Consider the following 25470-nt stretch of genomic DNA (forward strand, 5'->3'; position numbering starts at 1 on the left):
CTGCCAAGCACCTACGGTAACCGAATGATCGGTCGGCTGGCCATGCCGAGCGGCTCAGATCACGACGAGGGGCCAGTTGCAACCACCTCCAGGGGCGCGAGGAACTGCGCGAGCAACCACCCACGCGGCCGGCAGGCCGAACGCGCAGGACCATCCGCACAGGGTGGTTGTTCGCGCAGTTCCTCGCGCCCCTCAGAGCTTCCCCAGGATCTTGTCCAACAGGTCCAGATCTTCCGGCGAAAGCCGGGTCAGCTCGGTCGGCGGTGCCGTCAAGATCTCCGTCGCCGTCGCCGCCGCCACACGGCCCGCCTCGGTGAGGGTCACCAGCTTGGCGCGGCGGTCGTCCGGGTCCTGTTCGCGGACCACCAGACCGCGCCGTTCCAGGTCGTCCACCACCACCGTCGTGTACGGCTTGTCCATGACCAGATGCTTGGCCAGCTCACTCATCCTGACCGGCCGCTCCACCAACGCCCGCAGCGCGCGCCCACGGCTGAAGCTCATACCCAGCGCGTCCGCGACGCGCTGCTTGCGGTCGTCCGCCTCCAGCACCAGCCGCCGCATGACCGCATACACCCGCTCCGCGCTCACGCCGCACTCATCTCCCGTCGCTCTCCCTGACCTTCCGTCTGGGCGAAGACCCTAGCCGCGGTACCTCGAGCCCACGCGCCCGTCGTCGCCACGCCCAGCACCACCACCGCGATCGCGCAGCCCAGCACGATCCACCACCCGATGTGGCTCGCCTGCGCGAACCCGATCCGGAAGCTCCCCACCACGGCCGAGGTCACCACCGAGCCGATCACCGCCACCCCCAGCGCCTGGCCGACCTGCCTGCTGGTCGACGCGACCGCCGCGGCCACGCCGGCCTGCGCACGTGGCATCCCGGAGACCGCGGTGTTGGTCACCGGCGCGTTGATCATCCCGAAGCCCATCCCGAAGAGCAGATACGCCAGCAGCAGCACCCACAGCGGGGTGTCCGCCCGCAGCCGCACCAGCAGCAGCGCGCTCGCGCCCATCGCCAGCCCCGCCGCGACGAGCGGCAGGCGGGGGCCGCGCGTGCCCACCAGGCGGCCGCTGAGCGGCGAGAAGACGACAGTCGCCGCCGCCATCGGCAGCGTGCAGAGGCCCGCTCGCAGCGCGCTGAAGTCGCGGACGCTCTGGAGGAAGAGGGTGTTCAGGAAGAGGAACCCGCCCAGTGCGGCGAAGCCGCAGACCGCTATCACCGTCGCGCCCGCGAACGGCACGCTGCGGAAGAAGCGCAGCTCGATCAGCGGCTCCTGCCTCCGCGACTCCACGACGAGCAGCACCACCAGGGCGGTCGCCGCCAGCGCGAAGCAGAGCAGCGACTGCGCCGAGCCCCAGCCCGCCTTGGGCGCCTCGATGATCCCGTAGGTCAGCGAGCCCAGCAGGACGATGACCGCGAGCTGCCCCGCCGGGTCGACCCGGCGGGGCCGCGGGGACCTGGACTCGGGGATGTAGAGCCCGGCCAGGACCAGCGCCGCCAGGCCGACCGGGATGTTGATCCAGAAGATCGAGGGCCACCCGACCGAGCCGACCAGCAGTCCGCCGACCACCGGACCGAGCGCCATGCTGACGCCGACCGTGCCGCCCCAGACGCCGATCGCCCGGGCGCGCTCCTTCGGGTCGGTGAAGGTGTTCGTGATGATCGACATCGCCACCGGGTTGAGCATCGAGCCGCCCACCGCCTGCAGCATGCGGGCGACGATCAGCCAGCCCAGGCTCGGCGCCAGGCTGCAGACCAGCGAGCCGACGATGAAGAGCGCCAAGCCGGTCTGGAAGACCCTGCGGCGCCCGAGCCGGTCGCCGGTCGAGCCGCCCAGCATCAGCAGGCTGGCCAGCACGACGGTGTAGGCGTCCACGACCCACTGGAGGCCCGAGACGCCGGAGTTCAGGTCGCGGCCGATGGACGGCAGCGCGACGTTCACGATCGTGTTGTCCAGGCCCACGATGAACAGGCTCATGCAACAGATGGCCAGGACCAGGAACCGTCGTCGCGGAGTGAGCTCCATACTGCGCCGCCTCACTCCCGCAGCACGGGAGAATTGATTATGTCGTCACAATAGTTATAGCACCACAACTAATGCGCGCCAAAGCCCTACACTGGCCGGGTGACCGTCACCCTCGCTCCCCTGCGGGCCGAGCACGCCGACGCGGTGCTCGCCATCTACCAGCACGGCATCGACACTGGGAACGCCACCTTCGAGACCCACGCCCCCTCCTGGGCGGACTTCGACCGCAGCCGCCTCGCCGCACACCGCCTGGTCGCCGTCACGGACGCGGGGGAGGTCCTCGGCTGGGCCGCCACCAGCGCGGTCTCCTCCCGGCCGGTCTACGTGGGCGTGCTGGAGCACGGCGTCTACGTCCACCCCGACGCGCGCGGCCAGGGCGTCGGCCGGCTGCTGCTGCGCGGGCTGATCGAGTCGACCGAGACCGCGGGCGTGTGGACGCTCCAGGCGGGGATCTTCCCCGAGAACGCCGCCAGCCTGGCCCTGCACGCGGCCTTCGGCTTCCGCGTCGTCGGCACCCGCGAGCGCATCGGCCGCACGCAGGACGGGCGCTGGCGGGACGTGACCATGCTGGAGCGACGCAGCGAGTACGTAATGTGATACTCGACCACATGGTCGAGACCTCCCGCCCCGCGCGCCGTGACAGCTACACGGTGGACACACTGCTCGCCGTCACCGTGCGGGTCTTCAACGAGCGCGGCTACGACGGCACCTCGATGGAGGACCTGTCGCGCGCGGCCGGGATCTCCAAGTCCTCGATCTACCACCACGTCAAGGGCAAGGAGGAGCTGCTCCGCCTCGCCGTAGGCCGGGCCCTGGACGGCCTCTTCGGCACCCTGGACGAACCGGAGGCCCGCGAGGGCACGGCGCTGGCCCGGCTCGAGCACGTGGTCCGCCGGACCACGGCCGTCCTGCTGGCGGAGCTGCCCTACGTGACGCTGCTGCTGCGGGTGCGCGGCAACACCGCGACCGAGCAGTGGGCGCTCCAGCGCCGACGCGAGTTCGATCACCGGGTCGCCGAGCTGCTCGCCGAGGCGGTCGCGGAGGGCCAGCTGCGCGCGGACGTCGAGCCGAGGCTGGCGACCCGACTGCTCTTCGGCATGATCAACTCGCTGGTGGAGTGGTACCGCCAGGACGCCGACGGCAAGTCCGCGGCGCTCGTCGTCGACGCCGTCGCCGAGCTCGCCTTCCACGGCCTGCGCGCGCCCTGAGCTGCGGGGGTCACCCCTGCCCAAGATCGCTAAGTGTTTCACGTGAAGCATTTTGCGATCTTGAAGCTCAGTCCGGCAGGCTGCTCAGTCCGGCAGGACGGGTATCCGATCCGTCTCCTCGAAGACCAGCAGCGTCTGCGTCCCGAGCACGCCGGGGATCGACTGGATCCGGTTCAGCACCAGGTCGCGCAGCGCCCGGTTGTCCACCGTGTGCACCAGCATGAGCACGTCGAACTCGCCGCCCACCAGCGCGATGTGCTCCACCCCCGGCAGCTCCAGCAGCGCGCCGCGCACCGACCGCCAGGAGTTCTGCACCACCTTCAGCGTGATGTACGCCGCGGCGCCCTGGCCTGCGCGTTCGTGGTCGACGCGGGCGGTGAAGCCGCGGATCACCCCGTCGTCCACCAGTCGCGAGATCCGCGCGTACGCATTGGCGCGGGAGACGTGCACGCGCTCCGCGACCGAGCGAATCGAGGCGCGTCCATCCTGCTGCAGAAGGCGCAGGATGGCCTTGTCGATCCGGTCCAGCGAGCGCTGCTCCGCCGCCCCGGCCATCTGTTCAGCGGTCATGGCCCCCTGCCCTCCCATTGTGGACGACCTGCTTCCAGCGAAGCGCCGCCGCAGCCGTTTGTCCACCACTGCGCCGCAAGAGTAGTCAGTTCGATCAATCAACCGAACAATCGGTAGGGAGAGGCACCCCTCTCTGCGGCACTCGCTGCCCACATCCCCTATGCGCCTCATCACCCCCACCCACCCTCCCGGAGGTGCCGAGATGACCCTTCTCGACCAACCCGCGGGCGCTCCGATGGGCTCCGTCTGGCCACCCGACGCCCACGGCCCGCGTCGCGACCCAGCCCCGCTGCTGCCCGACCCCGAGCCGCTGCGCGTGCTCGGCACGCAGGCCGCCGACAAGCTCGACGCCGAACTGCTGCGCGAGCTGTACCGCCGCCTGGTCCTCGGCCGGCGCTACAACCAGCAGGCGACCACCCTCACCAAGCAGGGGCGCCTCGCCGTCTACCCGGCCTCGACCGGGCAGGAGGCCTGCCAGATCGCCGCCGCCATGGCGCTGCGTGAGACCGACTGGCTCTTCCCCAGCTACCGCGACACCCTCGCCGTCGTCTCGCGCGGCGTCCGGCCGGTCGAGGCGCTGACGCTGCTGCGTGGCAACGCGCACCACGGCTGGGACCCGAAGGCCCACCGCGTCGCCCCGCTCTCCACGCCGCTGGCCACCCAGGCCCCGCACGCGGTCGGCCTCGCCCACGCGGCCCGGCTGCGCGGGGACGACGTGGTGGCGCTCGCCCTGGTCGGCGACGGCGGCACCAGCGAAGGCGACTTCCACGAGGCGCTGAACTTCGCGGGAGTGCTGAACGCGCCGGTCGTCTTCCTCGTCCAGAACAACGGCTACGCGATCTCCGTCCCGCTGGCGAAGCAGTCCGCCGCGCCGACGCTCGCGCACAAGGCCGTCGGCTACGGCATCAGCGGCCGCCTGGTCGACGGGAACGACGCGGCGGCGATGCACAGCGTGCTGACCGAGGCCGTCGAGCACGCCCGCTCCGGCCGCGGCCCGGTCCTGGTCGAAGCGGTCACCTACCGCCTCGAGGCGCACACCAACGCCGACGACGCGACCCGCTACCGCACCCCCGAGGAGGTCGCCGCCTGGCAGGCGCGCGACCCGCTGGCGATGCTGGAGACGCATCTGCGCGAGGCCGGCCTGATCGACGACGCGGAGGTCGCGGCCGCGGCCGAGGCGGCGGAAGAGCTGGCCGGGGAGATGCGCGCCGAGTTCCACGCGGAACCGGAGCTCGACCCGCTCTCCCTCTTCACCCACGTCTACGCCGAACCCACCCCCCAACTCCGCGAGCAGGCAGCCCTGCTGGCAGCCGAGCTCGCCGCGGAGGCCGACGCACGATGAGCGGCGAGCTGAGGTGCAGCGCAGGGTGGGGGCCTGCGCAGCGAGGAACGAGCGAAGTAGGCACCGGCCCGAAGCGGAGCCGAAGCGAAGCGCGAAAGGAACAGCGGTGAGTACGGCAACACTGGCCCAGGCCCTGAACACCGCCCTCGGCGACGCGCTGCGGGAGGACCCGGACGTCCACGTCCTGGGCGAGGACGTGGGCACCCTCGGCGGCGTCTTCCGGATCACCGACGGCCTGGCCGCGGAGTTCGGCTCGCAACGCTGCCTGGACACTCCGCTGGCCGAGGCCGGAATCCTCGGCACGGCCGTCGGCATGGCGATGTACGGCCTGCGGCCGGTCGTGGAGATGCAGTTCGACGCGTTCGCGTACCCGGCGTTCGAGCAGCTCGTCTCGCACGTCGCGAAGATGCGCAACCGCACGGCGGGCAAGCTGCCGCTCCCGATCACCATCCGCGTCCCCTACGGCGGCGGCATCGGCGGCGTGGAGCACCACAGCGACTCCAGCGAGGCGTACTACGCGCACACGCCGGGCCTGCACGTGGTCACCCCGGCGACGGTGGCGGACGGCTACGGCCTGCTGCGCGCGGCGATCGCCTCTGACGACCCGGTCGTCTTCCTGGAGCCCAAGCGGCTCTACTGGTCCAAGGACGAGTTCACCCCGGCACCGGTCGAGCCGATCGGCCGCGCGGTCGTCCGCCGTACCGGGTCCTCCGCCACGCTCCTCACCTACGGCCCCTCGCTCCCCGTCTGCCTCGAAGCGGCGGAGGCGGCGAAGGCCGAGGGCTGGGATCTGACGGTCGTGGACCTGCGCTCGCTCGTCCCCTTCGACGACGAGACGGTCTGCGCGGCGGTCCGGGCAACAGGTCGCGCGGTGGTCGTGCACGAAGCCTCCGGCTTCGGCGGCGTCGGCGCGGAGATCGCGGCGCGGGTGACGGAACGCTGCTTCCACCACCTGGCGGCCCCGGTGCTGCGGGTGACCGGCTTCGACATCCCCTACCCGCCGCCGATGCTGGAACGCCACCACCTCCCCGGTGTCGACCGGATCCTCGACGCCGTGGCCCTACTCCAGTGGGAGCAGTGACGCCCATGGCCTCGGTACGCACCTTCACGCTCCCCGACCTCGGCGAGGGCCTGACCTCCGCCGAGATCGTCCGCTGGCTGGTGGCGGTCGGCGATGTCATCGCCGTCGACCAGCCGGTGGCGGAGGTCGAGACGGCCAAGGCGGTCGTCGAAGTCCCCTGCCCCTACGCGGGCGTGGTCACCACTCTGGCCGGCCCCGACGGCACGGAGGTCCCGGTGGGCGCCCCGCTGATCACGGTCGCGGTCAGCGAGCCCGCCTCCGGTTCCGGCTCGGAATCAGGCGGCGGCTCCGGCAACGTCCTCGTCGGCTACGGCACCACCCACTCCACCGGCCCCCGCCGCAGGCGCGTGGCCCACCCGTCCAGCACCACCGCCGGGCCGCAGGCCCTGGCGGGCGGGGGCACGACCGGGCCTGGAGCGGGCCCCGCCGGACGCCAAGCCCAAGCGGGCAGTTCGGGCGCAGGCGGCAATACTGCTCTCGTGGCTCCCGGCTCGTCGCTGGGGCCGCAGGCCGCCGGAGTGCCCAGCATGGGCGGCACCACCGGGCCGCAGGCCCCGGTGGGCTCGGGCGTGACCACGACCAGCCCAGACCAGCACCCCCACAGCTCCGCCGGGCCGGAGGCCCGGGGAGCCGTGGCCGTGATTTCGCCGCTGGTGCGGCGGTTCGCGCGGGAGACCGGGGTGGATCTGGCCGGGGTCGTCGGGACCGGGCGTGACGGGCTGATCATGCGGGCGGATGTCGAGCGCGCGGCGCAGGTCGCGCCGTCGGTCGCGCCGATCAGCCAACCCACGGCCGCCGAGGGCGAGTTCATCCCCCTGCGCGGCGGAGCAAGGATCGCCGCCGAGCGGTTCGCTCGCAGTCGGACCGAGATCCCCGACGCCACCTGCTGGGTCGACGCCGATGCCACCCGTCTGCTGGAGGCCAAGGCCGCCGCCGGGGTCGGCGTGCTGCCGCTCTTCGCGCGCATCTGCGTCGCCGCGCTCGCGCGCTTCCCCGCGCTCAACGCGAGCGTCGAGCTCGGAGAGGACGGGCGTCCGACCGGTGTCCGTCGGCACCGCTCCGTGCATCTCGGCTTCGCCGCGCAGACCGAGCGCGGGCTCGTCGTGCCGGTCGTCCGCGACGCGGACAAGCGGACGACCGAGGGCCTCGCCCAGGAGATCGCCCGGCTGACGGAGGCCGCCCGCGCCGGGACGCTCACCCCTGCCGAACTGACCGGGGGCACCTTCACCCTCAACAACTACGGCGTGTTCGGCGTCGACGGCTCGACGCCGATCATCAACCACCCCGAGGCGGCCATGCTCGGTGTGGGCCGGATCGCCCGCAAACCCTGGGTCGTGGACGAGGAACTGACGATCCGCAGTGTCGTCCAGCTGTCCTTCACCTTCGACCACCGCGTCTGCGACGGCGCCACCGCCGGGGGCTTCCTCCGCTTCGTCGCGGACGCGGTCGAATCCCCGGCAGGGCTGCTCCGCTACCTCTGAGGGATCAAGCGCGGCGCACGAAGCGGAAGAGGTCGCCGTCCTCGCCGTCGCGGGTGAAGCCCGCGCGGTCGAGGACGGCCTGGGAGGGGATGTTCGCCGGCTCGGTGTGGGCGACGACCGTCTCCACGCCAGGCTGCGCCAGCGCGTACCCGGTGACCAGGCCGGCGGCCTCGGTGGCGAAGCCCTGGCCGCGCGCGGAGTCCGCGAGGTCGTAGCCGATCTCGCAGACGCCGCCCAGCGGCGCGCCGTGGAAACCGCAGCCGCCGACGGCACGCCCGTCGGCCCGGCGGATGATCGCCCACGCGCCCCAGGCCTCCTGGTAGACGCCCGCCTCGTAGGCCTTGAGCAGTGCGCCGCAGGCGTCGAGCGTGCCTTGGTACGGGCCGCCGGGGGCCCACTCGAAGCCGCCGTTCCCGCCCGCCCTGAGCTCGGCCGCGGCAGCCGGAGTGATCGGGCGCAGCTCGATGCGGTCGGTGCGGAGCAGGTCTGCGGTGCCGTAGGTCATGGGAGCCCTTCTTCGGTGCCTGGCTGAGGTCGTGGATCACCAGGTCGTGGATCACCAGTCCGAACTCATCATTACTGATCGATCAGCCGTGGGACACCCTGTTTTGGTCGATCAGTTCCGCCCGTCCGTGCTCGGCGAAGAGCGCCGCGAGTGCCGCCGCGTCCGCCGCCTCGAAGGGACGGTACGCCAACTCCCCGGCCACGTCCCGGCCGTAGGGACGCCATAGCACCAGGTCCGCGCCGACCGCGTCCCACCGCTCGGCGCGCAGCCCGGTCTTGGCGGTCTTGTGCGTCGCGGTCACCGGCATCCGCGTGACGAAGCGGACGAAGCGCGGCGGCATCTTGGTGCCCAGATCGGGCTGCCGGGCGAGGAAGTCCCCCAACGAGTCCGCCAGTTCGCCCACGTTCGCCGCAACCGCCACGTCCGCCGCGACCCCCGCCCGCAGTTCCACCGCCGCCATCACCTGGTCACCGGCCACCGGGTCAGGGACCGCGTAGACGGCGACCGCCGCGGCCGGCTCCCAGCGGGCGAGGATGTTCTCGATGTCCGCGACCGCGAGGTTCTCGCTGTCGACGCGCAGCCAGTCCGCGCTGCGGCCGGCGAAGCGGAACCACCCCTCCGCGTCGCGGTGGAAGAGGTCCCCGGTCCAGTACCAGCCGTCGCGCAGCCGGGCCGCGCCCGCCGCGTCGTTGCGCCAGTAGCCCTCGAAGCCCACCCGCGCGGTCCGGTTGACCAGCTCGCCGATCGCCTCCTCCCCGTTGAGCAGCCGGCCCGCCGCGTCGAAGCGTGAACGCGGGCACTCCTTGCCGGTCTCGGGGTCGACGACCGCCAGGTCGTCGTGCGGGCCCGAGCCCTTCCGGCCGACCGCTCCGGGTGGTGCCGCCGGGTCCTGCTTGAGGTTGCAGCCGCCCTCGGAGGAGCCGTAACCCTCGACCAGGCGGCAGCCGAAGCGCTGCTCGAAGCGGGCCGCGTCCACCGCACCCGCCTCGGTGCCGAAGCCGAGCCGCACCGGGTTGTCCGCGTCGTCCGGGCGTGGCTCGGCGGCCAGCACATACGAGATCGCCCGGCCCACATAGGTGAAGTAGCCCACGTCGAACTCCCGCACGTCGTCGAGGAAGCGGGTCGCGGAGAAGCGCCTGCGCAGCGCGATCGTGCCGCCCGCGAGCAGCAGCGGGGCCCAGAGGCCCATCAGCGCGTTGCCGTGGAAGAGCGGCATGCAGCCGTAGCCGGTGTCGGCGGCGGTGAGCCGGAACTGCTCGCGCAGCTTGTCCCCCGCCCGTGCCAGCCGGCCCTGGCTGCACAGCACCGCCTTGGGCGCGCCGGTCGAGCCGGAGGTGAAGGTCAGCAGCAGGCGGGTGTCCGGGCCGGGGAGCACGCCCGGCGGATCCGCGTCGGCGTAGGGGGCCAGCGCTGCCGCGTACTCGGCAGTGTCGACGACGAGTACCGGCAGTCCGGGCGCCAGTCCGTCCAGCAGCGGCAGCAGCCGCGCCTCGGTGACCAGCAGGGCGCAGTCGGTGTGCCGGATGTCCCGCAGCAGGTCGGGCCCGCGCCGGGTCGGGTTGACGCCGACGACGGTGGCCCCGGCCAGGACCGCGCCCTCCAGCCAGGCCACGTACTCCGGAGTGTTCTCCAGCAGCAGCCCGACGTGCGGATGCGCGGCATCGGCCAGCCGCTCCCTGAGCAGCGCGGCCCGCGCGCAGGCCATCCGCAGGGTCGCGTCCCGCGTGTGGCGGAAGCCCTCGCCGACCAGGGCCAAGCGCTCACTGCCGCGCTGGGCGAGGACGGCGTCGACGAGTGCGTTCATGCGGCGACCCCCAGAGTTTCTGACGTTCCGTCAGTTCTCTGTGTTGATACCGCGTGCTCCCTGCGACTTCAAGGGTGCGTCAGAGGACGAACGCCTCGCCGCCCTCGCTGACCAGCCCACGGCCCGCCGCCTCCCAGGCGAACATCCCACCGTCGACGTTCAGCGCCTCCCGGCCCTGCGCGACCAGGTACTGCACGACCTGCGCGGAGCGCCCGCCCACCCGGCAGACCACGTAGAGCGGCTCGGCCTCGGGCAGCTCCCCGATCCGGGCGACGAACTCGCTCATCGGGATGTGGACCGCGTCGGAGGCGTGCCCGGCGTCCCACTCGTCCTGTTCGCGGACGTCCAGCAGGACGCCGTCGGCGGGGACGGAGGCGACGTCGACGGTGGGGACGGACGAGTGGAACATGCGGACACTCCCGGGTTCGGCTGCTGGCCCGTCCATTGTCCCCCAGCCGCCACGCCGATCGCCTACCCCTCCTGTTCCTCTCGCTGTTCCTCCCGCTCCGGCTGCCGCGGCAGCTCGCGCAGGCGGATCACCGGCGAGACCAACAGCCCGGCGACGGCGAGGGCCGACGCGGCCGCGGCCACGCGCAGCGCCGGCTCCGCGCCGATCGCGCCCGACAGCAGCCCGGCGAAGAGTCCGCCCAGCGCGCCGCCGCCGAAGAGCAGCGTGCGGAACACCGCGGTCATCCGGCCCATCATCGACTGCGGAGTGCCGGCCTGGCGCAGGCTGACGATGATCACCCCGGCGACGCCCAGGCCCAGATAGGTGGTGAAGAACGAGAGCACGAACATCGCGATCCGCACCGGCTGCGGACCGGCCGCCAGCACGATCAGCGTCGGCCCGAGCAGCAGTCCCGACTGCGCCACCAGGTAGACGCGACCCAGCGGGAAGCGGGCGATCACCCGCCGGGAGAGCGTCGCGCCGATCAGCCCGCCGACCGAGGCGGTCGCGAAGACGCCGCCGAGCACGGTCGAGGAGAGATGCAGGTCCCGGGTGCCGTGGATCAGGAACATCGTCCAGACCGTGATCATCGAGAAGTTGCAGCAGCAGCCCACCAGCGCCAGCGCCCGCAGCACCGGGCTGCCGAAGACCCAGCGCAGACCGTCGCGCAGCTCGGTCGGCGCGTGCCGGGGCGCTGCCGACCGGTCCGGACGCGGCTCGGGTGTGCGGATCAGCAGCAGCGAGAACAGCGACACCGCGTAGGAGGCGGCGTCGACCAGCAGCGCCACCGGCGCGGTCAGCGCCGAGACGAGCAGCCCGGCGAGCCCGGGGCCGGCCACGTCGGCGGCGGAGGAGCTGATTCCCATCTTGGCGCCGGCCTCGACGTAGTGATCGGGGCTGCGGACCAGGACCGGCACGTACGACATCCAGCTCACGTCGAACACGACGGAGGCGACGCCGACCGCGCAGGCGATGACGAGCAGACCGGCCATGTCGAGCCGGTGCGCCCAGGCGAGCAGCGGCACCAGCCCGATCAGCACCAGCCGCACCGCATTGGCGCCGAGCATCACCGGCCTCCGGCGGCGCCGGTCGGTCCAGACGCCGATCAGCAGAGCGAGTCCGAGGTACGGCACAAGTTGCAGGAAGCGGAGCACACCCACCTGGGCGTCGCTCGCTCCGAAGGCACGGATCGCGGTGAGCGGCAGGGCGAGATTGGTGACCTGCGTCCCCAGCAGCGAGACGGTCTCGCCGAGCCAGAAGCGCAGGAAGTCGCCGTTGCGCCAGAGACTCTCGGCCCGCGCCGCGCCGTCGGCCGACGCGGCGTCGACCGCGGAAGGCGCGGAGGGCGCGGAAGCCGCGGAAGGCGTCCCCGCCATCAGCGCTCACCCCCGGCCGCCTGCTCGCCGGCGGCCGCGAGCTCGCCGACGGAGGCCACGACGGCGTCGACCTCGTCCTCGGTGTTGTAGTAGTGCGGCGACAGCCGCAGGCACCACTCGACGTCCTTGTCGCCGAAGTCGAACTGGGCGAACTCGCGGTAGCTCAGGGCCGAGTTGACTCCGCGCGCGTCCAGCGCGGCCTTGAAGGGACGCGCCGACCAGCCCTCGATCGCGAAGGTGACCAGCGCGGCGGGGTTCCGGCCGCCGTCGAGCAGGCGGGTCCCGGGCAGCCCGCCCAGCCCCGCGCGCAGCCGCGCGGCCAACGCCATGGCCCGACGCCCGGCCGGTGCGACGCCGACGCGCAAGGCGTAGCGCACCGCCTCCGCGCAGCCGAGCACGGTCGCGTAAGGGAACTCCCACTCCTCGAAGCGCGCGGCGGTGTCGACCGCCCGGTACTGGTCGGGTCCGGTCCAGCGAGCCCCGCGCATGTCGATGAACTGCGGCTCGTAGCCGGCCCTGAGCGCCCGCTCGGAGACGAAGAGAAAGCCCGAGCCTCGCGGGCCGCGCAGGAACTTGCGGCAGGTCGCGGTCAGCAGGTCGCAGCCGATCTCCGCCACGTCGACCGGAAGCTGGCCGACGGACTGGCAGGCGTCGACCAGATACAGCAGGTCCAGCTCGCGGGAGTGCCGCCCGATCTCCGCGACCGGCTGCACCAGGCCGGAGTTGGTGGGCACGTGCGTCGCAGCGACCAACCGGGGGCGCCGGGACCGCATCAGCGCGGCCATCGCGGCCACGTCGACGCCGCTGCCGTCCGGGAGGTCGGGGGCGTGCACGATCTCCACCCCGAGGCGGCGGCGCAGCGCGAGGAAGGCGATCTGGTTGGAGATGAAGTCGTTGCGCGTGGTCAGCACCACGTCGCCGGGCGCGAAGTCGATCGCGGAGAGGGCTTTGGCGTAGGCGTGGGTGGCGCTGGCAGCGAAGGCGATGGTGTCGGGGGAGGAGCCGATGAGCTCACCGAGCGAGGTGTAGAAGCCGCGCACCTCCGCCTCGCGGACGGCGGCGGCCTCGTAGCCGCCGATGTGGGCCTCCAGTTCGAGGTGGCCGAGCATCGCGCGCAGGACCGGACGGGCCGTCAGTCCGCAACCCGCGTTGTTGAAGTGGATCACCGAGTCGCAGCCCGGGGTGTCGGCCCGGAGCGCCGCCAGGTCAAGGAGCGGTTCTGCCTCAGTCAGAGAAGCGCTATCCTGTATCTTCATGTCCGACAGTAGCAGTACTGCCGCCCTGGTGACGATCCTCCGCGAGGAGCTCGCCCGGCTCGTCCCCGGCGACCGGCTTCCCAGCAGCCGCGAACTGATCACCCGTCACGGCGTCAGTCCGGTCACCGTCTCGCGCGCGATCGCCCAGCTGGCCGCCGAGGGCGCGGTGGTCACTCGGCCGGGCAGCGGCACCTACGTGGCCCCGCGCCGCAGCCGTCCCGGAGCGGACGCACCGGACACCTCCTGGCAGGCCGTCGCCCTGCCTGGGCGCGATGCCGCGCTCGACCTCGGCGAGCCTCCTGCCCGGCCGCTGCCCGAGGGGATCGTCGACCTGGCCGGCGGCTATCTGCACCCGGACCTGCAACCCGCCCGCCTGCTCGGCGCGGCGCTGGCCCGCGCCGCCAGGCGCCCGGACGCCTGGGACCGCGCCCCGGCCGCCGGCCTCTCCCCGCTGCGGGCCGTCTTCGCCCGCCAGGCCGGCGCCTCGGTCGAGCCGGACGACGTGCTGGTCACCGGCGGCGGCCAGGGCGCACTGTCGATGCTCTTCCGCGCGCTGACGACACCGGGCAGCCCGGTCCTGTTCGAGTCCCCGACCTACCCGGGCGCGTTGGCCGCGGCGCGGGCGGCGGGGCTGCGGCCGGTCCCGGTGCCGATGGACGGGGACGGCCTGCGCCCCGAGCTGCTGGCGGATGCCTTCGCCATGACCGGCGCACGCGTCCTCTACTGCCAGCCGACCTTCCACAACCCGACCGGCGTCGTGCTCGCCCCCGAGCGCCGCCGCCAGATCGTGGACGTGGCGCGCGCGGCGGGCGCGTTCCTGATCGAGGACGACTTCGCCCGCCACCTCGGCCACGGCTTCGGCCCCGTGCCCCGCCCGCTGGTCGCCGACGACCGCGACGGCACGGTCGTCCACGTCACCTCGCTGACCAAGCCCGCCTCCCCCAGCCTTCGCATCGGCGCGGTGATCGCGCGCGGCCCGGTGACGCGGCGGCTGCGCGGCATGCGACGCGTGGACGACTTCTTCGTCTCCCGGCCCCTGCAGGAGGCTGCGCTGGAACTCCTCAGCGGCCCCGGCTGGGACCGCCACGTCCGCGCGCTGACGACGACTCTGCGCGACCGCGCGGCGGTCCTCACCGACGCGCTGGCCCGTGACTGCGCGGACTGGCTCGTCGAGCAGCAGGTCTCGGGCGGCCTGCACCTTTGGCTCCGCCTGCCGGATCGCCTGGATCCCACGGCCACGGTGGACGCGGCGCGTGAACGGGGCGTGGCGATCGACCCCGGCCACCGCTACTTCCCGGCGGAGCCGGACGGGCCCTACGTTCGGGTGGGCTTCGCGGCGGCTGCGTCAGCGGAAGAGTTGCGAGAGGGAGCCAAGCGCCTGGGGGAGGTCGGAGGCTTGAGCTGACGGCGGCGGGGAAGTTGCAGCACGCCAGGGGCGCGGGGCTCTGCCGATTTGCGGCTCCGCCGGATGGGCGCGACAGATCACGACGGAGGGCCGGTTGCAACCACCCAGGGGCGCGGGGAACTGCGCGAGAAACCCCCCTGTACGGATGGCCCTGACCGTTCGGCCCGCCAGCTCCGTGGGAGGGGGCACCTCCCGGCCGAAGGCTGGGGGATTGTCGCGCAGTTCCTCGCGCCCCTGATGGTGCAACTAGCCCTTCAGAGCAACGCTTCCAGCTCTGACTGACGCTCCGCCACGGACGTGAGCAGCTGTTCCGCCAGAACTTCCAGCAGCGCGTCCGGGTCGTCAGGCAGCAGCATCAGCAGCTGGCCCATCGGGCCGCCCTCGAGCTCCGCGCGCGTCGCGCCCAAGCTGCGGAGCCGGCTCTCCAGCCACTCCAGGCGCTGGCGCAGCCAGACCACCCGCTCCGGGGTACCGGCCTCCGGCCGGAACGTGTCGCCGTCGGCCCACTCCTGCGCCAGCGCCTCCAGCGCCAGCACGTCGCCGCGTGCGTACGCCTCGTTGACCCGGGCGATGAACTCGCCGCGGCGGCGGACCTCCTCCGGCTCCTGCGCCAGATCCGGATGCGCCCGGCGCGCCAGCTCGCGAAAGAGACGCTGGGCCTCGCGGTCCGGGCGGATCCGGTCCGGGGCCTGCGGCATCGGGACGGCCTCCTCGGCCGCCGCCGCGTCGCCCTCGAAGAAGGCGGCCAGATCCGGCATCGGCTCCAGCACGCTGCGCGCCTCGTACGCGCGCCGCAGGTCCTCCGCGCTGCCGCTGCGGGCGGCCCGGGCTTCGGCGATCAGGGCGTCGAGCTCGTCCAGCCGGACATACATCGGGCCGAGCCGCTGATGGTGGACGAGGGCGAAGTTGTCCAGCTCGATCCGGAGGGTCTCGACCGCGACCTCGGCGTCGACCCACTCGGCCTCGGCGCGCACGACACGCGCCTCCAGCTCGGGCTCCTCGGGATCCGTCCAGCGGACCGGGGCGGTCGGTTCGTCAAGCTCACCGGGCCCGCGACCACGGTCGGTAGTCATCAGGAACCTCACTAGTCGTTGTTTGGCGCGCGTGCCCGCCCGGTCACCCTACTGTCCCTGTCCCGGGCACGAAGGGCGCACACTAGGGCGTGCGCGCCCGCACGCGCTACGGGACACGGCAAATGTTCTCCAATATCGGGTTAGCCCTGCAGGATTCGTGCTTGCCTGGGGTACTCGACTGTAGGGAGTCATGGAGTCGCTGAGAGAGGGTGAGATGACGGAGGAGACCTTCGCAGCGTCCGAGGCAGGCAGCGAGCCAGGCAAGCGAGGCCCGGCGAACGCGACGCCGCCGCAGGCGGCGGGCGGGTCGGCGGGTCTGCCCGGGGTCGTCGCCCTGGCACGTCTCGCCGCGCTGATGGTCGACTCCGACGGTCGGCTCACCCACTGGAACCTCGGCGCCGAGGAGCTCTTCGGCCACCGCCGCAACGACGTGCTCGACCGCACCACCACCGGGCTGCTGCCGCTCGCCGGCAAGCCCGCGGGCGACGCCCTCGACCACCTCGACGACCTGGTCACCTTCGCGCCCTGCTGGGCCGGCGAACTGGCGGTCACCGACCGTGACGGGCGGCTGGTGGAGATCCACTGCTGGGCCTGGCGCACGGTCGAGCCCAGCGGCCGCGGCATGCTCGTGCTGGCCGCCGACGCCCGCCAGCTGCGCGGTGCCGGGCTGCGGATCGCGATCGGCGACCAGCTGCTCCCCTTCGCCGCCGCCGGTCCGGGTGGGCCCGCCGGGGCGACGGCGCTGCGTGCACAACCGGTGTTCACCCCGTGCGGAAGCCGTGCCGAGCGGGCAGGCGCGCTGCGGCGGCTTGCGCCCATGCTCCCCCGCGCTGCCGACGAACGCCGGCGCACGCTCCTGGCGCAACTGGTCGAGGCGGGCATCCCCGCGCTGCGGCTGGACGGCCTGACCCTGCCGCTCATGCCGGCCCCCGACCAACTGCAGCCCGCCGCCCCTCCGGAGCAGCCGCCGCGCGGCACCGACCTGCGTCTGGTCCGCAGCGGCGAGGACCGCCTCGCGCGCGGTCACGCGAGTGCCCCGGACAGCAGGGAAGGCGACCCCGCCCACGCGGGCGAGGCGGCCGAAGCCCCCGTCCGACCCCGGCCCGGCTCCGTGCCGCCGCAGACCCGGGCCCGGCCCGCGAGCGGAGGCGCGGACGGCAGCGGAAGCGAGCTCCTCGAACCCTCTGCATCTGCCGCGCCTGCTCCGGCCGAGCCCGCCGCGCGCCGGGTGCCCGTCGACGACGGGCCGTTCACCGGGCCGCCGTCCAGGCCGAGCGTCAGCCTGGGCGGGGCCGCCGCCGGCGGCGACGCGGTCGCCGCCGCCTCCGACGACACCGACGCCGAGCAGGTCAACCCGCAGCTGCGCCTGCTCAGCGACATCGGCGCCCGGATCGGCACCACGCTCGACCTCGACCAGACCGTGCGCGAGGTCTGCGACGTCGTCGTCCCCGGCATCGCCGATTTCGCCTGCGTGGAGCTCCGCGACCGGCTCATCACCGACACCGAGCTGCCGCGCGAACGCCCCGACGACGCCACCGCGCTGCGCCGCGTCGCCGTCTCCTTCGGCGCGACGACGCTGCCGTGGAAGCACCTGGTCGGCGAGGGCAGCCTGGTCACCCTCTCCGGCGAGACGCCCTCCGGCTACGCGCTGCAGAACGGCAAGCCGGTGCTGGTCCCGCGTCTGGACGCGGCGACCGCGCAGGCCTGCGCGCTGGGACGCGGCGGCCTCGGGCTGACCGCGCTCTTCGAGGGCCGCTCGATGCTGACCCTGCCGCTGGCCGCGCGCGGCACCGTCCTCGGCGTGCTGACTCTGCTGCGCGACGCGCACCGCCCCGCCTTCGACGAGGCCGACGCCTCCTACCTGCGCGAGCTCGCCGCCCGCGCCGCGCTCTCCATCGACAACGCCAGGCTGCACCGGATGGAGGCGCGCACCGCGCTCACCCTGCAGCGCAGCATGCTGCCGACGAGGCCCCCGCGCATCCCCGGCGTCCAGATCGCGCACCGCTACCTGCCGGGCGACCGCCGCGCAGAGGTCGGCGGCGACTGGTTCGACGCGGTCCAGCTGCCGGGCAGCCGGGTGGCGCTGGTGGTCGGCGACGTGATGGGCCACGGTCTGCACTCGGCCGTCGCCATGGGCAGGTTCCGCACCGCGATGCAGACGCTGGCCGCGCTGGACCTGCCGCCGGGTCAGATCCTGCGCCATCTGGACAACCTCTCCCAGCGCCTGGGCGACGACCACCTGGCCACCTGCCTCTACGCCGTCTACGACCCGATCGCCCGCACCTGCACGCTGGCCAGCGCCGGCCACGTGCCGCCGGTGCTGGTCCACCCGGACGGACGCGGCGAGCTGCTGGAGATCCCGTCCGGTGCACCGATCGGCGTCGGCGGCGTGCCGTTCGCCTCGCGCGAGATCAAGGTCACCGACGGCTCGATGCTGGTGCTCTGCACCGACGGCCTGGTGGAGATGCGCGGCGGGGACATAGGGGACGGCCTGGCGGCTCTCTGCGGCGACATCGTGGACCCGCGCCGCAGCCCCGACGAGGTCTGCGACACCGTGCTGGAGCGCCTCCACACGGAGGACCGCAACGACGACCTGGCCCTGCTGATCGCCCGGTTCGACGGCATCGCGCCGCAGGACGTGATCTCCTGGTCCCTGCACCTGGACGCCAGCGAGGTGCGCCGGGCCCGCAGCCTGGTGCAGGACCAGCTCTCGCGCTGGGGCCTGGACGACCTGTCCGAGGTGACCCAACTGTTGGTCAGCGAGCTGGTGACGAACGCGCTGCGGGTCGCCAAGGGCAGCGTCGAGCTGCAGCTGATGCGGGTCGGTAAATTGCTGGTCGAAGTCAGCGACGACGACCACAACCTGCCCTCGCTGGAGCCGTCCGAGCCGCTGGACGAGGAAGGCAGGGGGCTGGGCCTGGTCAGCCAGCTGTCGGCGCGCTGGGGGACCAGCCGCAAGGCGGTCGGCAAGGTCGTCTGGTTCGAGCTGCCGCTGCCGGTCCCACAGCGGGGCTGAGCGGACGGGGCTGAGCGGACGGGGCTGAGCGGACGGGCCTGAGCAGCTCGGCTCGCGCGGAGCCCAGAGTGGTTGTATAGTGCAACTATGACCCAGACGACTTCCGCGCGCGTCCGCACGGAGAGCATCGACAGCATTCAGCGCGAGCTCACCGCTTTCTCGCGCCGCGCCCGTGCCCTCGCCTCGCAGATCCACCCCGGCATGACCCTGGTCAGCTACGCCATCCTGGACCACCTGCGCGAGTGCGGCGGCTGCCGCGGCACCGACCTGGCCACGCACTTCCTGCTGGACAAGTCCACGGTCAGCCGCCAGGTGGCGACCCTGGAGAAGCTCGGCCTGGTCGAGCGCAGCCCCGACCCCGAGGACCAGCGCGGCCAGATCATCCACCCCTCGGACCGCGGCGCGGAACTGCTGCGCGCGGCCGGCGAACAGCGCCGCCAGGCCTTCCTGTCCCGCCTGGCCCACTGGTCCGACGAGGACATCGACCTCTTCGCCGTCCTGCTCGAGCGCTACAACGCTGAGCCGCGCTGAGCTCCCCCGACCGCACTGCCCTGACCTGCGGTGCTTGACAGCCCCTGACGGACCCCACATCGTAGACGCAACAGTCGCGATGTATCGCGTTTAGTTGGGGGATACATTCACATGAATTACGCCCGGCGGCTTGCCGCCATCCCTGCCGGACGACGTGCCAAATGGGTCATCCTCGCCGTGTGGATCGTGGCGCTCCTCGCGCTCGGACCACTCGCAGGAAAGCTCTCCAGCGCCCTGGACAACCAAACCTCCAGCTGGCTGCCGGGCAATGCCGAGTCCACCAAAGTCCTGAACCTGCAAGGGCAGTTCGCCTCGACGCAGGCGGCCCCGGCGATCGTCGTCTACTCCCGCGAAAGCGGAATCACCCAGGCCGACATCGCCAAGGCCACCGCGGACGCCGCCGCCTTCGCCAAGGTCGACCACGTCGTCGGCCCGATCGCGCCGCCGCATACGTCCGCGGACGGTAAGGCACTGGCCACCTCTGTCATGATCGACATGTCGAACGGCGGCTGGAACAACCTCGGCCCCGCCGTCGACTCGATCCGCGCGACCGCCACCGCGGGCGACCCCGGCCTCACCGCCCACGTCGGCGGGCCCGGCGGCTACGGAGCCGACCAGAGCAAGGCCTTCGCCGGCATCGACGGCACGCTGCTCTACTCCACGCTCGGCGTCGTCATCATCCTGCTGCTGCTCACCTACCGCAGCCCCTCCCTCTGGTTGCTCCCGCTGCTCTCCTCGGGCCTCGCCCTGACGGCCGCCCAGGCGGTCATCTAGCTGCTGGCCAAGCACGCCGGACTGACCGTCAACGGGCAGAGCCAGGGCATCCTCACGGTGCTGGTCATCGGCGCGGGCACGGACTACGCCCTGCTGCTCGTCGCCCGCTATCGCGAGGAGCTCCGCCGCCACGAGGACCGTCACGAGGCCATGGCCGAGGCCCTGCACCGCGCCGGCCCGGCGATCCTGGCGAGCGCGGCCACGGTGGCCGTCTCCATGCTCTGCCTGATGGTCGCCGAGATGAACTCCACCAGCGGCCTCGGCCCGGTCTGCGCGATCGGCGTCGCCGTCGCCCTGCTGGCCATGCTGACGCTGCTGCCCGCACTGCTGGTGATCTGCGGCCGCTGGGTCTTCTGGCCGGTCAAGCCGACCTTCGGCACGGCAGAGCCGACCGAGACGGGCCTCTGGTCCCGCGTCGGCGGCGCGATCGGGCGGCGCCCGCGGATCGTCTGGATCGGCACGACGCTGGCGCTCGGCGCGCTGGCGCTGGGCATGTTCGGCCTCAAGGCCAACGGGCTCTCCACCGACGGCTCCTTCACCAACAAGCCGGACTCGGTCACCGCCCAGGTCGTCATCTCCGACCACTTCCCGGCCGGTACCGGCTCGCCGCTGCGGATCATCTCCGCGGCCGCCGGGGCGGACCAGGTCGTCGCGGCGCTGAACACACTGGACGGCCACGGCCTCACCGGAGTCACCCCGCCGGTGATCCGCGGCGGCTACGCCTACACGACAGCGACGCTGACCAGCGCGCCGGACAGCAAGGCCGCGGAGAACACGGTCGACGCGGCGCGGACCGCGGTGCACGCGGTTCCGGGCGCGCAGGCGTACGTCGGCGGCGACACGGCCGTCCGCCTGGACGTCCAACGGGCGGCGAACCACGACAACATGGTGATCATCCCGCTGGTGCTGATCGTGGTGCTGATCATCCTCGGCCTGCTGCTGCGGGCGATGGTGGCGCCGATCGTGCTGATCCTGACCGTCGTGCTCTCCTTCGCGGCGGCGCTGGGCGTCTCGACGCTGGCCTTCCAGCACCTGTTCCACTTCCAGGGCGAGGACAACGCGTTCCCGCTGTTCGTCTTCGTCTTCCTGGTGGCGCTGGGGATCGACTACAACATCTTCCTGATGACCCGGGTCCGCGAAGAGTCGATCAAGCACGGCACCCGCGCGGGCGCGCTCGCCGGTCTGGCGGCGACGGGCGGCGTGATCACCTCGGCCGGCCTGATCCTGGCGAGCACGTTCGGCGTCCTCGGCACGCTGCCGATCGTGGGCTTCGCGGAGATCGGCTTCGCGGTCTGCGTGGGTGTCCTGCTGGACACGTTCATCGTCCGCAGTGTGCTTGTCACCGCGTTGGCGATGGACCTGGACCACCGCCTGTGGTGGCCCTCCGCGCTCGGCCTCGGCCGCGGCCGGACGCTGACGGCGGCGGGGAGTGTCCCGAGCACGGCACAGGAGTCAGTCGACCGCTGACGGGCAGTTGCACTACCTCAGGGGCGCGCGGCTCTGCTCGATGAACTGCGTGCGCCGACAAGCCACCCTGTGTGGTGAGTCGCGGAACGCGCAGGGCCATCCGCACAGGGTGGTCCTCGCGCAGTTCCCCGCGCCCCTGAGGTAATTGCAACTTATCGTTGTGCAATGGCCGACAAGCTGCCCAAGAAGGCGTACGAACACGAGCTCTTCCGGCTCCAGTCCGAGCTCGTCACCCTCCAGGAATGGGTCAAGGCCACCGGCGCCCGACTCGTCGTCATCTTCGAGGGCCGCGACGCCGCCGGCAAAGGCGGAGCCATCAAGCGGGTGACCGAGTGCCTCAATCCCCGTGTCGCCCGGGTCGCCGCGCTGCCCTCGCCCACCGAGCGTCAGCGTGGGCAGTGGTACTTCCAGCGCTACATCGAGCACCTGCCCGCCGCAGGCGAGATCGTGCTGTTCGACCGCAGTTGGTACAACCGGGCCGGGGTCGAGCGGGTGATGGGCTTCTGCACCCAGGACGAGTACCACCGGTTCCTGCACCAGTGCCCCATCTTCGAGCGGATGCTCGTCGAGGACGGGATCATCCTGCTCAAGTACTGGTTCTCCGTCAGCGACCACGAACAGGAGCGCCGTTTCCGCGCCCGCCGGGACGACCCCATGCGGCGCTGGAAGCTCTCCCCGATGGATCTGGAGTCCATCACCCGTTGGGAGGACTACTCCCGGGCCAAGGACGAGATGTTCGTCCACACCGACATCCCCGAGGCCCGCTGGAACGTCGTCGAGAGCGAGAACAAGAAGCGCGCCCGGCTGAACATGATCGCGCACCTGCTCTCCGCCGTCCCCTACGTGGAGCAGCCCGCGCACCCGATCAAGTTCCCCAAGCGCCCGGCGCCCACCGGCTACATCCGGCCGCCGCGTGACGAACAGCACTACGTGCCCGACCACGCGGCGACCGTCCAGGAGACGGACCGTCACCCGAAGTAGCCGCGCACCTCCCCGTAGACCGGCGAACGCCCCTCAGACGTCGCTGAGGGGCGTTCGCGGTGTGGTTACCGTCAACCGGTCAGCGGCCGGTGAGCAACGACTGCGCCGCCCCGGTTCCCGTGGGCGCGACCACGATCCGGCCGTGGTAGCCCGCGCTCGCCGCGAGGGTCGCGGCCGAGGCCGGCACCCGGTAGTCCAGCGAGTCCGCGAGGACCACCCAGGTCGGCGTCGCCGTGAGGGTCCTCGCCGTGGTCACCGACTGTCCGGTCGCGCCGCTCCCGCCGACCCGCACGACGCGCAGGCCGAGGGCCTGCACCTGTGCGGCCACGTGGGCGGAGAGCACGGAGGTGTTGCCCTCCAGGTAGACCGTCCAGCCCCGGTGCATGACGCGGCGCAGCTCGGCTGCGGCGGCCGGATCCAGCGAGTTGCCGGAGGTCATCAGCAGCGGAGCCTGCTTCTCGCCGGCGAGCTCGACCCCCAGGGCGGCGTCGGTCGCGTCGTACTTGTTCACCAGCACCGCGTTGTAGGCGGTGAGCAGTCCGGGCGTGTACTTGCCCACGGTGTTGAACTGCCACCGTGAGGCGGCCGCGTCATTGCTGACGCCGCCGGTGCCGTAGATGTGGTCGACGTACTGCGAGCGCAGCGGCCGCCAGGACGGATCCGTGCCGTTGGCCAGCTCGGTGGTGGTGCCCGCGGCGATGTTGAGGAGCTTGATGACGTAGCCGCCGTGGCTTCCGTCGTAGGAGCCGTAGACGAGCTGCGTCCCGTCCGGGGACAGGCTCGGCTGAGAGGCTCCGGCCGCGTCGTTGGTCAGCAGGTGCGCGCCGGAGCCATCCGGGTTCGCGGCACCGATCTGCGTCGTGCCGCCCTGTGACGTCAAGAAATACGGTCGCGGATCGTAGCGCCGGGCCCCGCTCGCGGGCCAGAGACAATTCCGTACACACCGCGAACCGCTTCGGGTGACCTCAGTCACGCAGGCAGAGGCGACGGGGAGACAAGCTACGACGCTCGGGAATGACAAAGCCCCCGCAGTGACCAACGTCACTGCGGGGGCCTTTTGTGCGCGAGGGGGGAGTTGAACCCCCACGCCCTTTCGGGCACTGGAACCTGAATCCAGCGCGTCTGCCTATTCCGCCACCCGCGCATCTGGGTGATGTCATCGACTCTACCGAAAATCTCCCGGAGCTTTCAAACCGGTTGTTCCCGGCCCGTTCAGCCCCGCTTTCCTTGCGGTGTCGCCTTCCGACGAGAAGAACAGTAGCACGTCGGAGGGGGTCCACTCACATCTCGCCGAGGCGCGCGCGGAGCGCAACCGGGCCCGGCCGAACGAGTGAGACGCGGATGCCGGATCGCCGCGCCGGGTACCAGTCCACTGGCATCCTGCTGCGGGCCGGACGACCGAGGAACCACACGTCGGTCCCGGGCGTAGATACGATCAGTAAGGCAGACAAGCAGCCGCCGCCCCCGCGCCCGCGCCGGGTGGGACGACGACACCCGACGGAAGGGGGTGCCCCGTGGGAGCCCTGAAGAAGTTCGAGCAGCGGCTGGAGGGCTTTGTCAACGGCGCCTTCGCCAAGGTGTTCAAGTCCGAGGTGCAACCGGTCGAGATCGCCGGCGCGCTGCAGCGCGAGTGCGACAACAACGCCAGCATCTGGAACCGCGACCGCACCGTGGTCCCCAACGACTTCATCGTGGAGCTGAGCCCGCACGACCACGAGCGGCTCAGCCCGTACTCCGGGCAGCTCGGCAGCGAGCTGGCCGGCATGGTGCGCGAATACGCGCAGGCCCAGCGGTACTCGTTCATGGGCCCGCTCAAGGTTCAGCTGGAGCGGGCCGAGGATCTGGACACCGGGCTCTACCGGGTCCGCAGCCGGATCGAGGCCGGTCCCGAGCAGCAGGCGCAGCAGCAGGCCCAGGCCCAGCAGGGGTACCGACCGCAGCCGCCCGCCGCCCCCGCAGCGCCGCCCTACGGCGGCCAGCAGGCGCAGGCCTGGCAGCCGCAGCCCGGCCAGGCGCCACCGCCTCCGGCCACCGCGCCCGCCTTCCCCGCCGTGAACCCGCTCGGCGGCCCCGGCAACGTGGGCCCCGACGGCGGCAACGTCCACCCGTTCCCCGGCGCGCCGGCCCAGCCCCCCGCCGCGGGCGGCGCAGGCGGCGCGGGCCCCGCCACCCGGCGCTGGCTGGAGATGAACGGCGAGCGCCACCAGCTCGACCGGCCGGTCGTCGTGCTGGGCCGCAGCACCGAGGCCGACGTCCGGGTCGACGACCCCGGAGTCTCCCGGCGCCACGCGGAAATCCGGACCGGAAACCCCTCGATGGTGCTCGACCTCGGCTCCACCAACGGCATCGTGGTCGACGGACAGCACACCGGTCGCGCTACGCTCCGCGACGGCTCACGGATCGTCCTGGGCAGTACCACCATCGTCTACCGGCAAGCCGAAGGGTGACGCGGGGCACATGTCAGAGCTGACCCTCACGGTCATGCGGCTCGGTTTCCTGGCCGTTCTGTGGCTGTTCGTCATCGTCGCGGTGCAGGTGATCCGCTCCGACCTGTTCGGCACCAAGGTGACCCAGCGCGCCGCCGCCCCCCGGCGCGGCAGCAGCGGGAACGGCGCGAACCCGAACACCGCACGCCAGGCCACCGCGGCCGCCGCGACCGCGCCGACCCAGCGCCCGCAGGCCCAGCCGCAGGGCGGCCGGCAGCGCCGGGGCGCGCCCACGCATCTGGTGATCACCCAGGGCTCGCTGGCCGGCACCACGGTCGCGCTCCAGGGCCAGACCATCACGCTGGGCCGAGCCCACGACTCGACCATCGTGCTGGACGACGACTACGCCTCCTCGCGGCACGCGCGCATCTACCCGGACCAGTCCGCGGGCGCCTGGGTCGTCGAGGATCTCAACTCCACCAACGGCACCTACCTCGACAGCATGCGGCTGACCAGCCCCACGCCGCTGCAGCCGGGCTCCGCCGTCAGGATCGGCCGCACGGTCATCGAGCTGCGGAAGTGACGCGGCGATGATCCGACGCGCGCAGACTCCGCACGGCCCCCGGCCCGGGCCCGGCCGCTTCGGGCCCGACCTGATGCCCGCGCACGGGGCCGGTGGGTCGTACGATGCAGCAACGC

21 protein-coding genes, 1 tRNA gene and 1 pseudogene are annotated in these 25470 nt (G+C 72.4%); 12 read left to right on the forward strand and 11 right to left on the reverse strand.

What is annotated here, in order from left to right:
• Positions 1 to 192 precede the first annotated feature (192 nt).
• Both ABIA32_RS00370 and ABIA32_RS00375 read right to left on the reverse strand, forming a co-directional pair.
• Positions 193 to 588 (reverse strand): MarR family winged helix-turn-helix transcriptional regulator, encoded by a 396-nt coding sequence (locus ABIA32_RS00370; RefSeq protein ID WP_370091583.1) that lies wholly within the window; start codon positions 586 to 588, stop codon positions 193 to 195.
• The gene (locus ABIA32_RS00375; protein ID WP_370091584.1) at positions 585 to 1979 is read right to left on the reverse strand and encodes an MFS transporter; all 1395 of its coding nucleotides are present in this window, start codon (positions 1977 to 1979) and stop codon (positions 585 to 587) included. Before ABIA32_RS00375 ends, ABIA32_RS00370 begins: the two co-directional genes overlap by 4 nt.
• A 147-nt stretch (positions 1980 to 2126) precedes the next feature.
• On the opposite strand from ABIA32_RS00375, the gene ABIA32_RS00380 reads away from it, so the two are divergent.
• Together ABIA32_RS00380 and ABIA32_RS00385 are read left to right on the forward strand one after the other, a co-directional pair.
• Complete coding sequence (locus ABIA32_RS00380) at positions 2127 to 2624, forward strand: N-acetyltransferase family protein (protein WP_370091585.1); 498 nt, start codon at positions 2127 to 2129, stop codon at positions 2622 to 2624.
• 11 nt (positions 2625 to 2635) lie between these two features.
• On the forward strand, positions 2636 to 3235 hold the full coding sequence (locus tag ABIA32_RS00385; protein ID WP_370091586.1) for a TetR/AcrR family transcriptional regulator: 600 nt from the start codon (positions 2636 to 2638) through the stop codon (positions 3233 to 3235).
• A gap of 84 nt (positions 3236 to 3319) precedes the next feature.
• Here the strand turns inward: ABIA32_RS00385 and ABIA32_RS00390 are convergent, their stop codons facing one another.
• Positions 3320 to 3805, reverse strand: a complete 486-nt coding sequence (locus ABIA32_RS00390; RefSeq protein ID WP_370091587.1) for an Lrp/AsnC family transcriptional regulator — start codon at positions 3803 to 3805, stop codon at positions 3320 to 3322.
• Positions 3806 to 4007: 202 nt separating this feature from the next.
• Between ABIA32_RS00390 and pdhA the strand changes: the two genes are divergently transcribed.
• The 3 genes from pdhA (at position 4008) to ABIA32_RS00405 (ending at position 7709) form a co-directional block, all read left to right on the forward strand.
• Positions 4008 to 5147, forward strand: coding sequence for a pyruvate dehydrogenase (acetyl-transferring) E1 component subunit alpha (gene pdhA / locus ABIA32_RS00395; RefSeq protein WP_370091588.1), 1140 nt, complete (start codon positions 4008 to 4010; stop codon positions 5145 to 5147).
• Between the two features lie 106 nt (positions 5148 to 5253).
• Complete coding sequence (locus ABIA32_RS00400) at positions 5254 to 6228, forward strand: alpha-ketoacid dehydrogenase subunit beta (RefSeq protein ID WP_370091589.1); 975 nt, start codon at positions 5254 to 5256, stop codon at positions 6226 to 6228.
• A 5-nt stretch (positions 6229 to 6233) separates the two neighbouring features.
• Positions 6234 to 7709, forward strand: a complete 1476-nt coding sequence (locus ABIA32_RS00405; RefSeq protein ID WP_370091590.1) for a dihydrolipoamide acetyltransferase family protein — start codon at positions 6234 to 6236, stop codon at positions 7707 to 7709.
• A 4-nt stretch (positions 7710 to 7713) separates the two neighbouring features.
• On the opposite strand, the gene ABIA32_RS00410 is transcribed toward ABIA32_RS00405, so the two are convergent.
• The 5 genes from ABIA32_RS00410 to ABIA32_RS00430 form a co-directional block, all read right to left on the reverse strand.
• Positions 7714 to 8214: a GNAT family N-acetyltransferase gene (locus ABIA32_RS00410; RefSeq protein WP_370091591.1), complete on the reverse strand. Its 501-nt coding sequence runs from the start codon at positions 8212 to 8214 to the stop codon at positions 7714 to 7716.
• Positions 8215 to 8296: 82 nt separating this feature from the next.
• Complete coding sequence (locus ABIA32_RS00415; protein ID WP_370091592.1) at positions 8297 to 10018, reverse strand: AMP-binding protein; 1722 nt, start codon at positions 10016 to 10018, stop codon at positions 8297 to 8299.
• A 79-nt stretch (positions 10019 to 10097) separates the two neighbouring features.
• Complete coding sequence (locus tag ABIA32_RS00420) at positions 10098 to 10427, reverse strand: rhodanese-like domain-containing protein (protein WP_370091593.1); 330 nt, start codon at positions 10425 to 10427, stop codon at positions 10098 to 10100.
• A gap of 62 nt (positions 10428 to 10489) precedes the next feature.
• Entirely contained in the window at positions 10490 to 11842 is a 1353-nt protein-coding gene (locus ABIA32_RS00425) for an MFS transporter (protein WP_370091594.1), read from the reverse strand.
• On the reverse strand, positions 11842 to 13098 hold the full coding sequence (locus ABIA32_RS00430; RefSeq protein ID WP_370091596.1) for an aminotransferase class V-fold PLP-dependent enzyme: 1257 nt from the start codon (positions 13096 to 13098) through the stop codon (positions 11842 to 11844). Before ABIA32_RS00430 ends, ABIA32_RS00425 begins: the two co-directional genes overlap by 1 nt.
• Between ABIA32_RS00430 and ABIA32_RS00435 the strand changes: the two genes are divergently transcribed.
• Positions 13097 to 14503, forward strand: coding sequence for a PLP-dependent aminotransferase family protein (locus ABIA32_RS00435; protein ID WP_370091597.1), 1407 nt, complete (start codon positions 13097 to 13099; stop codon positions 14501 to 14503). The genes ABIA32_RS00430 and ABIA32_RS00435 overlap by 2 nt on opposite strands.
• Before the next feature lie 254 nt (positions 14504 to 14757).
• On the opposite strand, the gene ABIA32_RS00440 is transcribed toward ABIA32_RS00435, so the two are convergent.
• Positions 14758 to 15576: a hypothetical protein gene (locus ABIA32_RS00440; protein WP_370091598.1), complete on the reverse strand. Its 819-nt coding sequence runs from the start codon at positions 15574 to 15576 to the stop codon at positions 14758 to 14760.
• A gap of 190 nt (positions 15577 to 15766) precedes the next feature.
• Between ABIA32_RS00440 and ABIA32_RS00445 the strand changes: the two genes are divergently transcribed.
• The 4 genes and pseudogenes from ABIA32_RS00445 (at position 15767) to ppk2 (ending at position 22345) form a co-directional block, all read left to right on the forward strand.
• Positions 15767 to 18592 carry a SpoIIE family protein phosphatase gene (locus tag ABIA32_RS00445; protein WP_370091600.1) on the forward strand — a complete coding sequence of 942 codons (2826 nt, stop codon included), beginning with the start codon at positions 15767 to 15769 and terminating at the stop codon, positions 18590 to 18592.
• Between the two features lie 87 nt (positions 18593 to 18679).
• Positions 18680 to 19123 (forward strand): MarR family winged helix-turn-helix transcriptional regulator, encoded by a 444-nt coding sequence (locus ABIA32_RS00450; protein WP_370091601.1) that lies wholly within the window; start codon positions 18680 to 18682, stop codon positions 19121 to 19123.
• 111 nt (positions 19124 to 19234) lie between these two features.
• Positions 19235 to 21364, forward strand: a pseudogene (locus ABIA32_RS00455) (MMPL family transporter).
• Positions 21365 to 21529: 165 nt separating this feature from the next.
• Positions 21530 to 22345 carry a polyphosphate kinase 2 gene (gene ppk2 / locus ABIA32_RS00460; RefSeq protein ID WP_370091603.1) on the forward strand — a complete coding sequence of 272 codons (816 nt, stop codon included), beginning with the start codon at positions 21530 to 21532 and terminating at the stop codon, positions 22343 to 22345.
• 79 nt (positions 22346 to 22424) lie between these two features.
• Here ppk2 and ABIA32_RS00465 read toward each other — a convergent pair whose 3' ends face one another.
• Together ABIA32_RS00465 and ABIA32_RS00470 are read right to left on the reverse strand one after the other, a co-directional pair.
• Positions 22425 to 23225 (reverse strand): TolB family protein, encoded by an 801-nt coding sequence (locus ABIA32_RS00465; RefSeq protein WP_370091604.1) that lies wholly within the window; start codon positions 23223 to 23225, stop codon positions 22425 to 22427.
• 180 nt (positions 23226 to 23405) lie between these two features.
• Positions 23406 to 23489 (reverse strand) — tRNA-Leu (locus tag ABIA32_RS00470).
• 370 nt (positions 23490 to 23859) lie between these two features.
• Here ABIA32_RS00470 and ABIA32_RS00475 point away from each other — a divergent pair.
• Both ABIA32_RS00475 and ABIA32_RS00480 read left to right on the forward strand, forming a co-directional pair.
• Positions 23860 to 24792, forward strand: a complete 933-nt coding sequence (locus ABIA32_RS00475; RefSeq protein ID WP_370091605.1) for an FhaA domain-containing protein — start codon at positions 23860 to 23862, stop codon at positions 24790 to 24792.
• 10 nt (positions 24793 to 24802) lie between these two features.
• Positions 24803 to 25354 (forward strand): FHA domain-containing protein, encoded by a 552-nt coding sequence (locus ABIA32_RS00480; protein WP_370091606.1) that lies wholly within the window; start codon positions 24803 to 24805, stop codon positions 25352 to 25354.
• Positions 25355 to 25470 lie beyond the last annotated feature (116 nt).

Source organism: Streptacidiphilus sp. MAP12-20 (assembly GCF_041262525.1).
Classification (GTDB): Bacteria; Actinomycetota; Actinomycetes; order Streptomycetales; family Streptomycetaceae; genus Streptacidiphilus.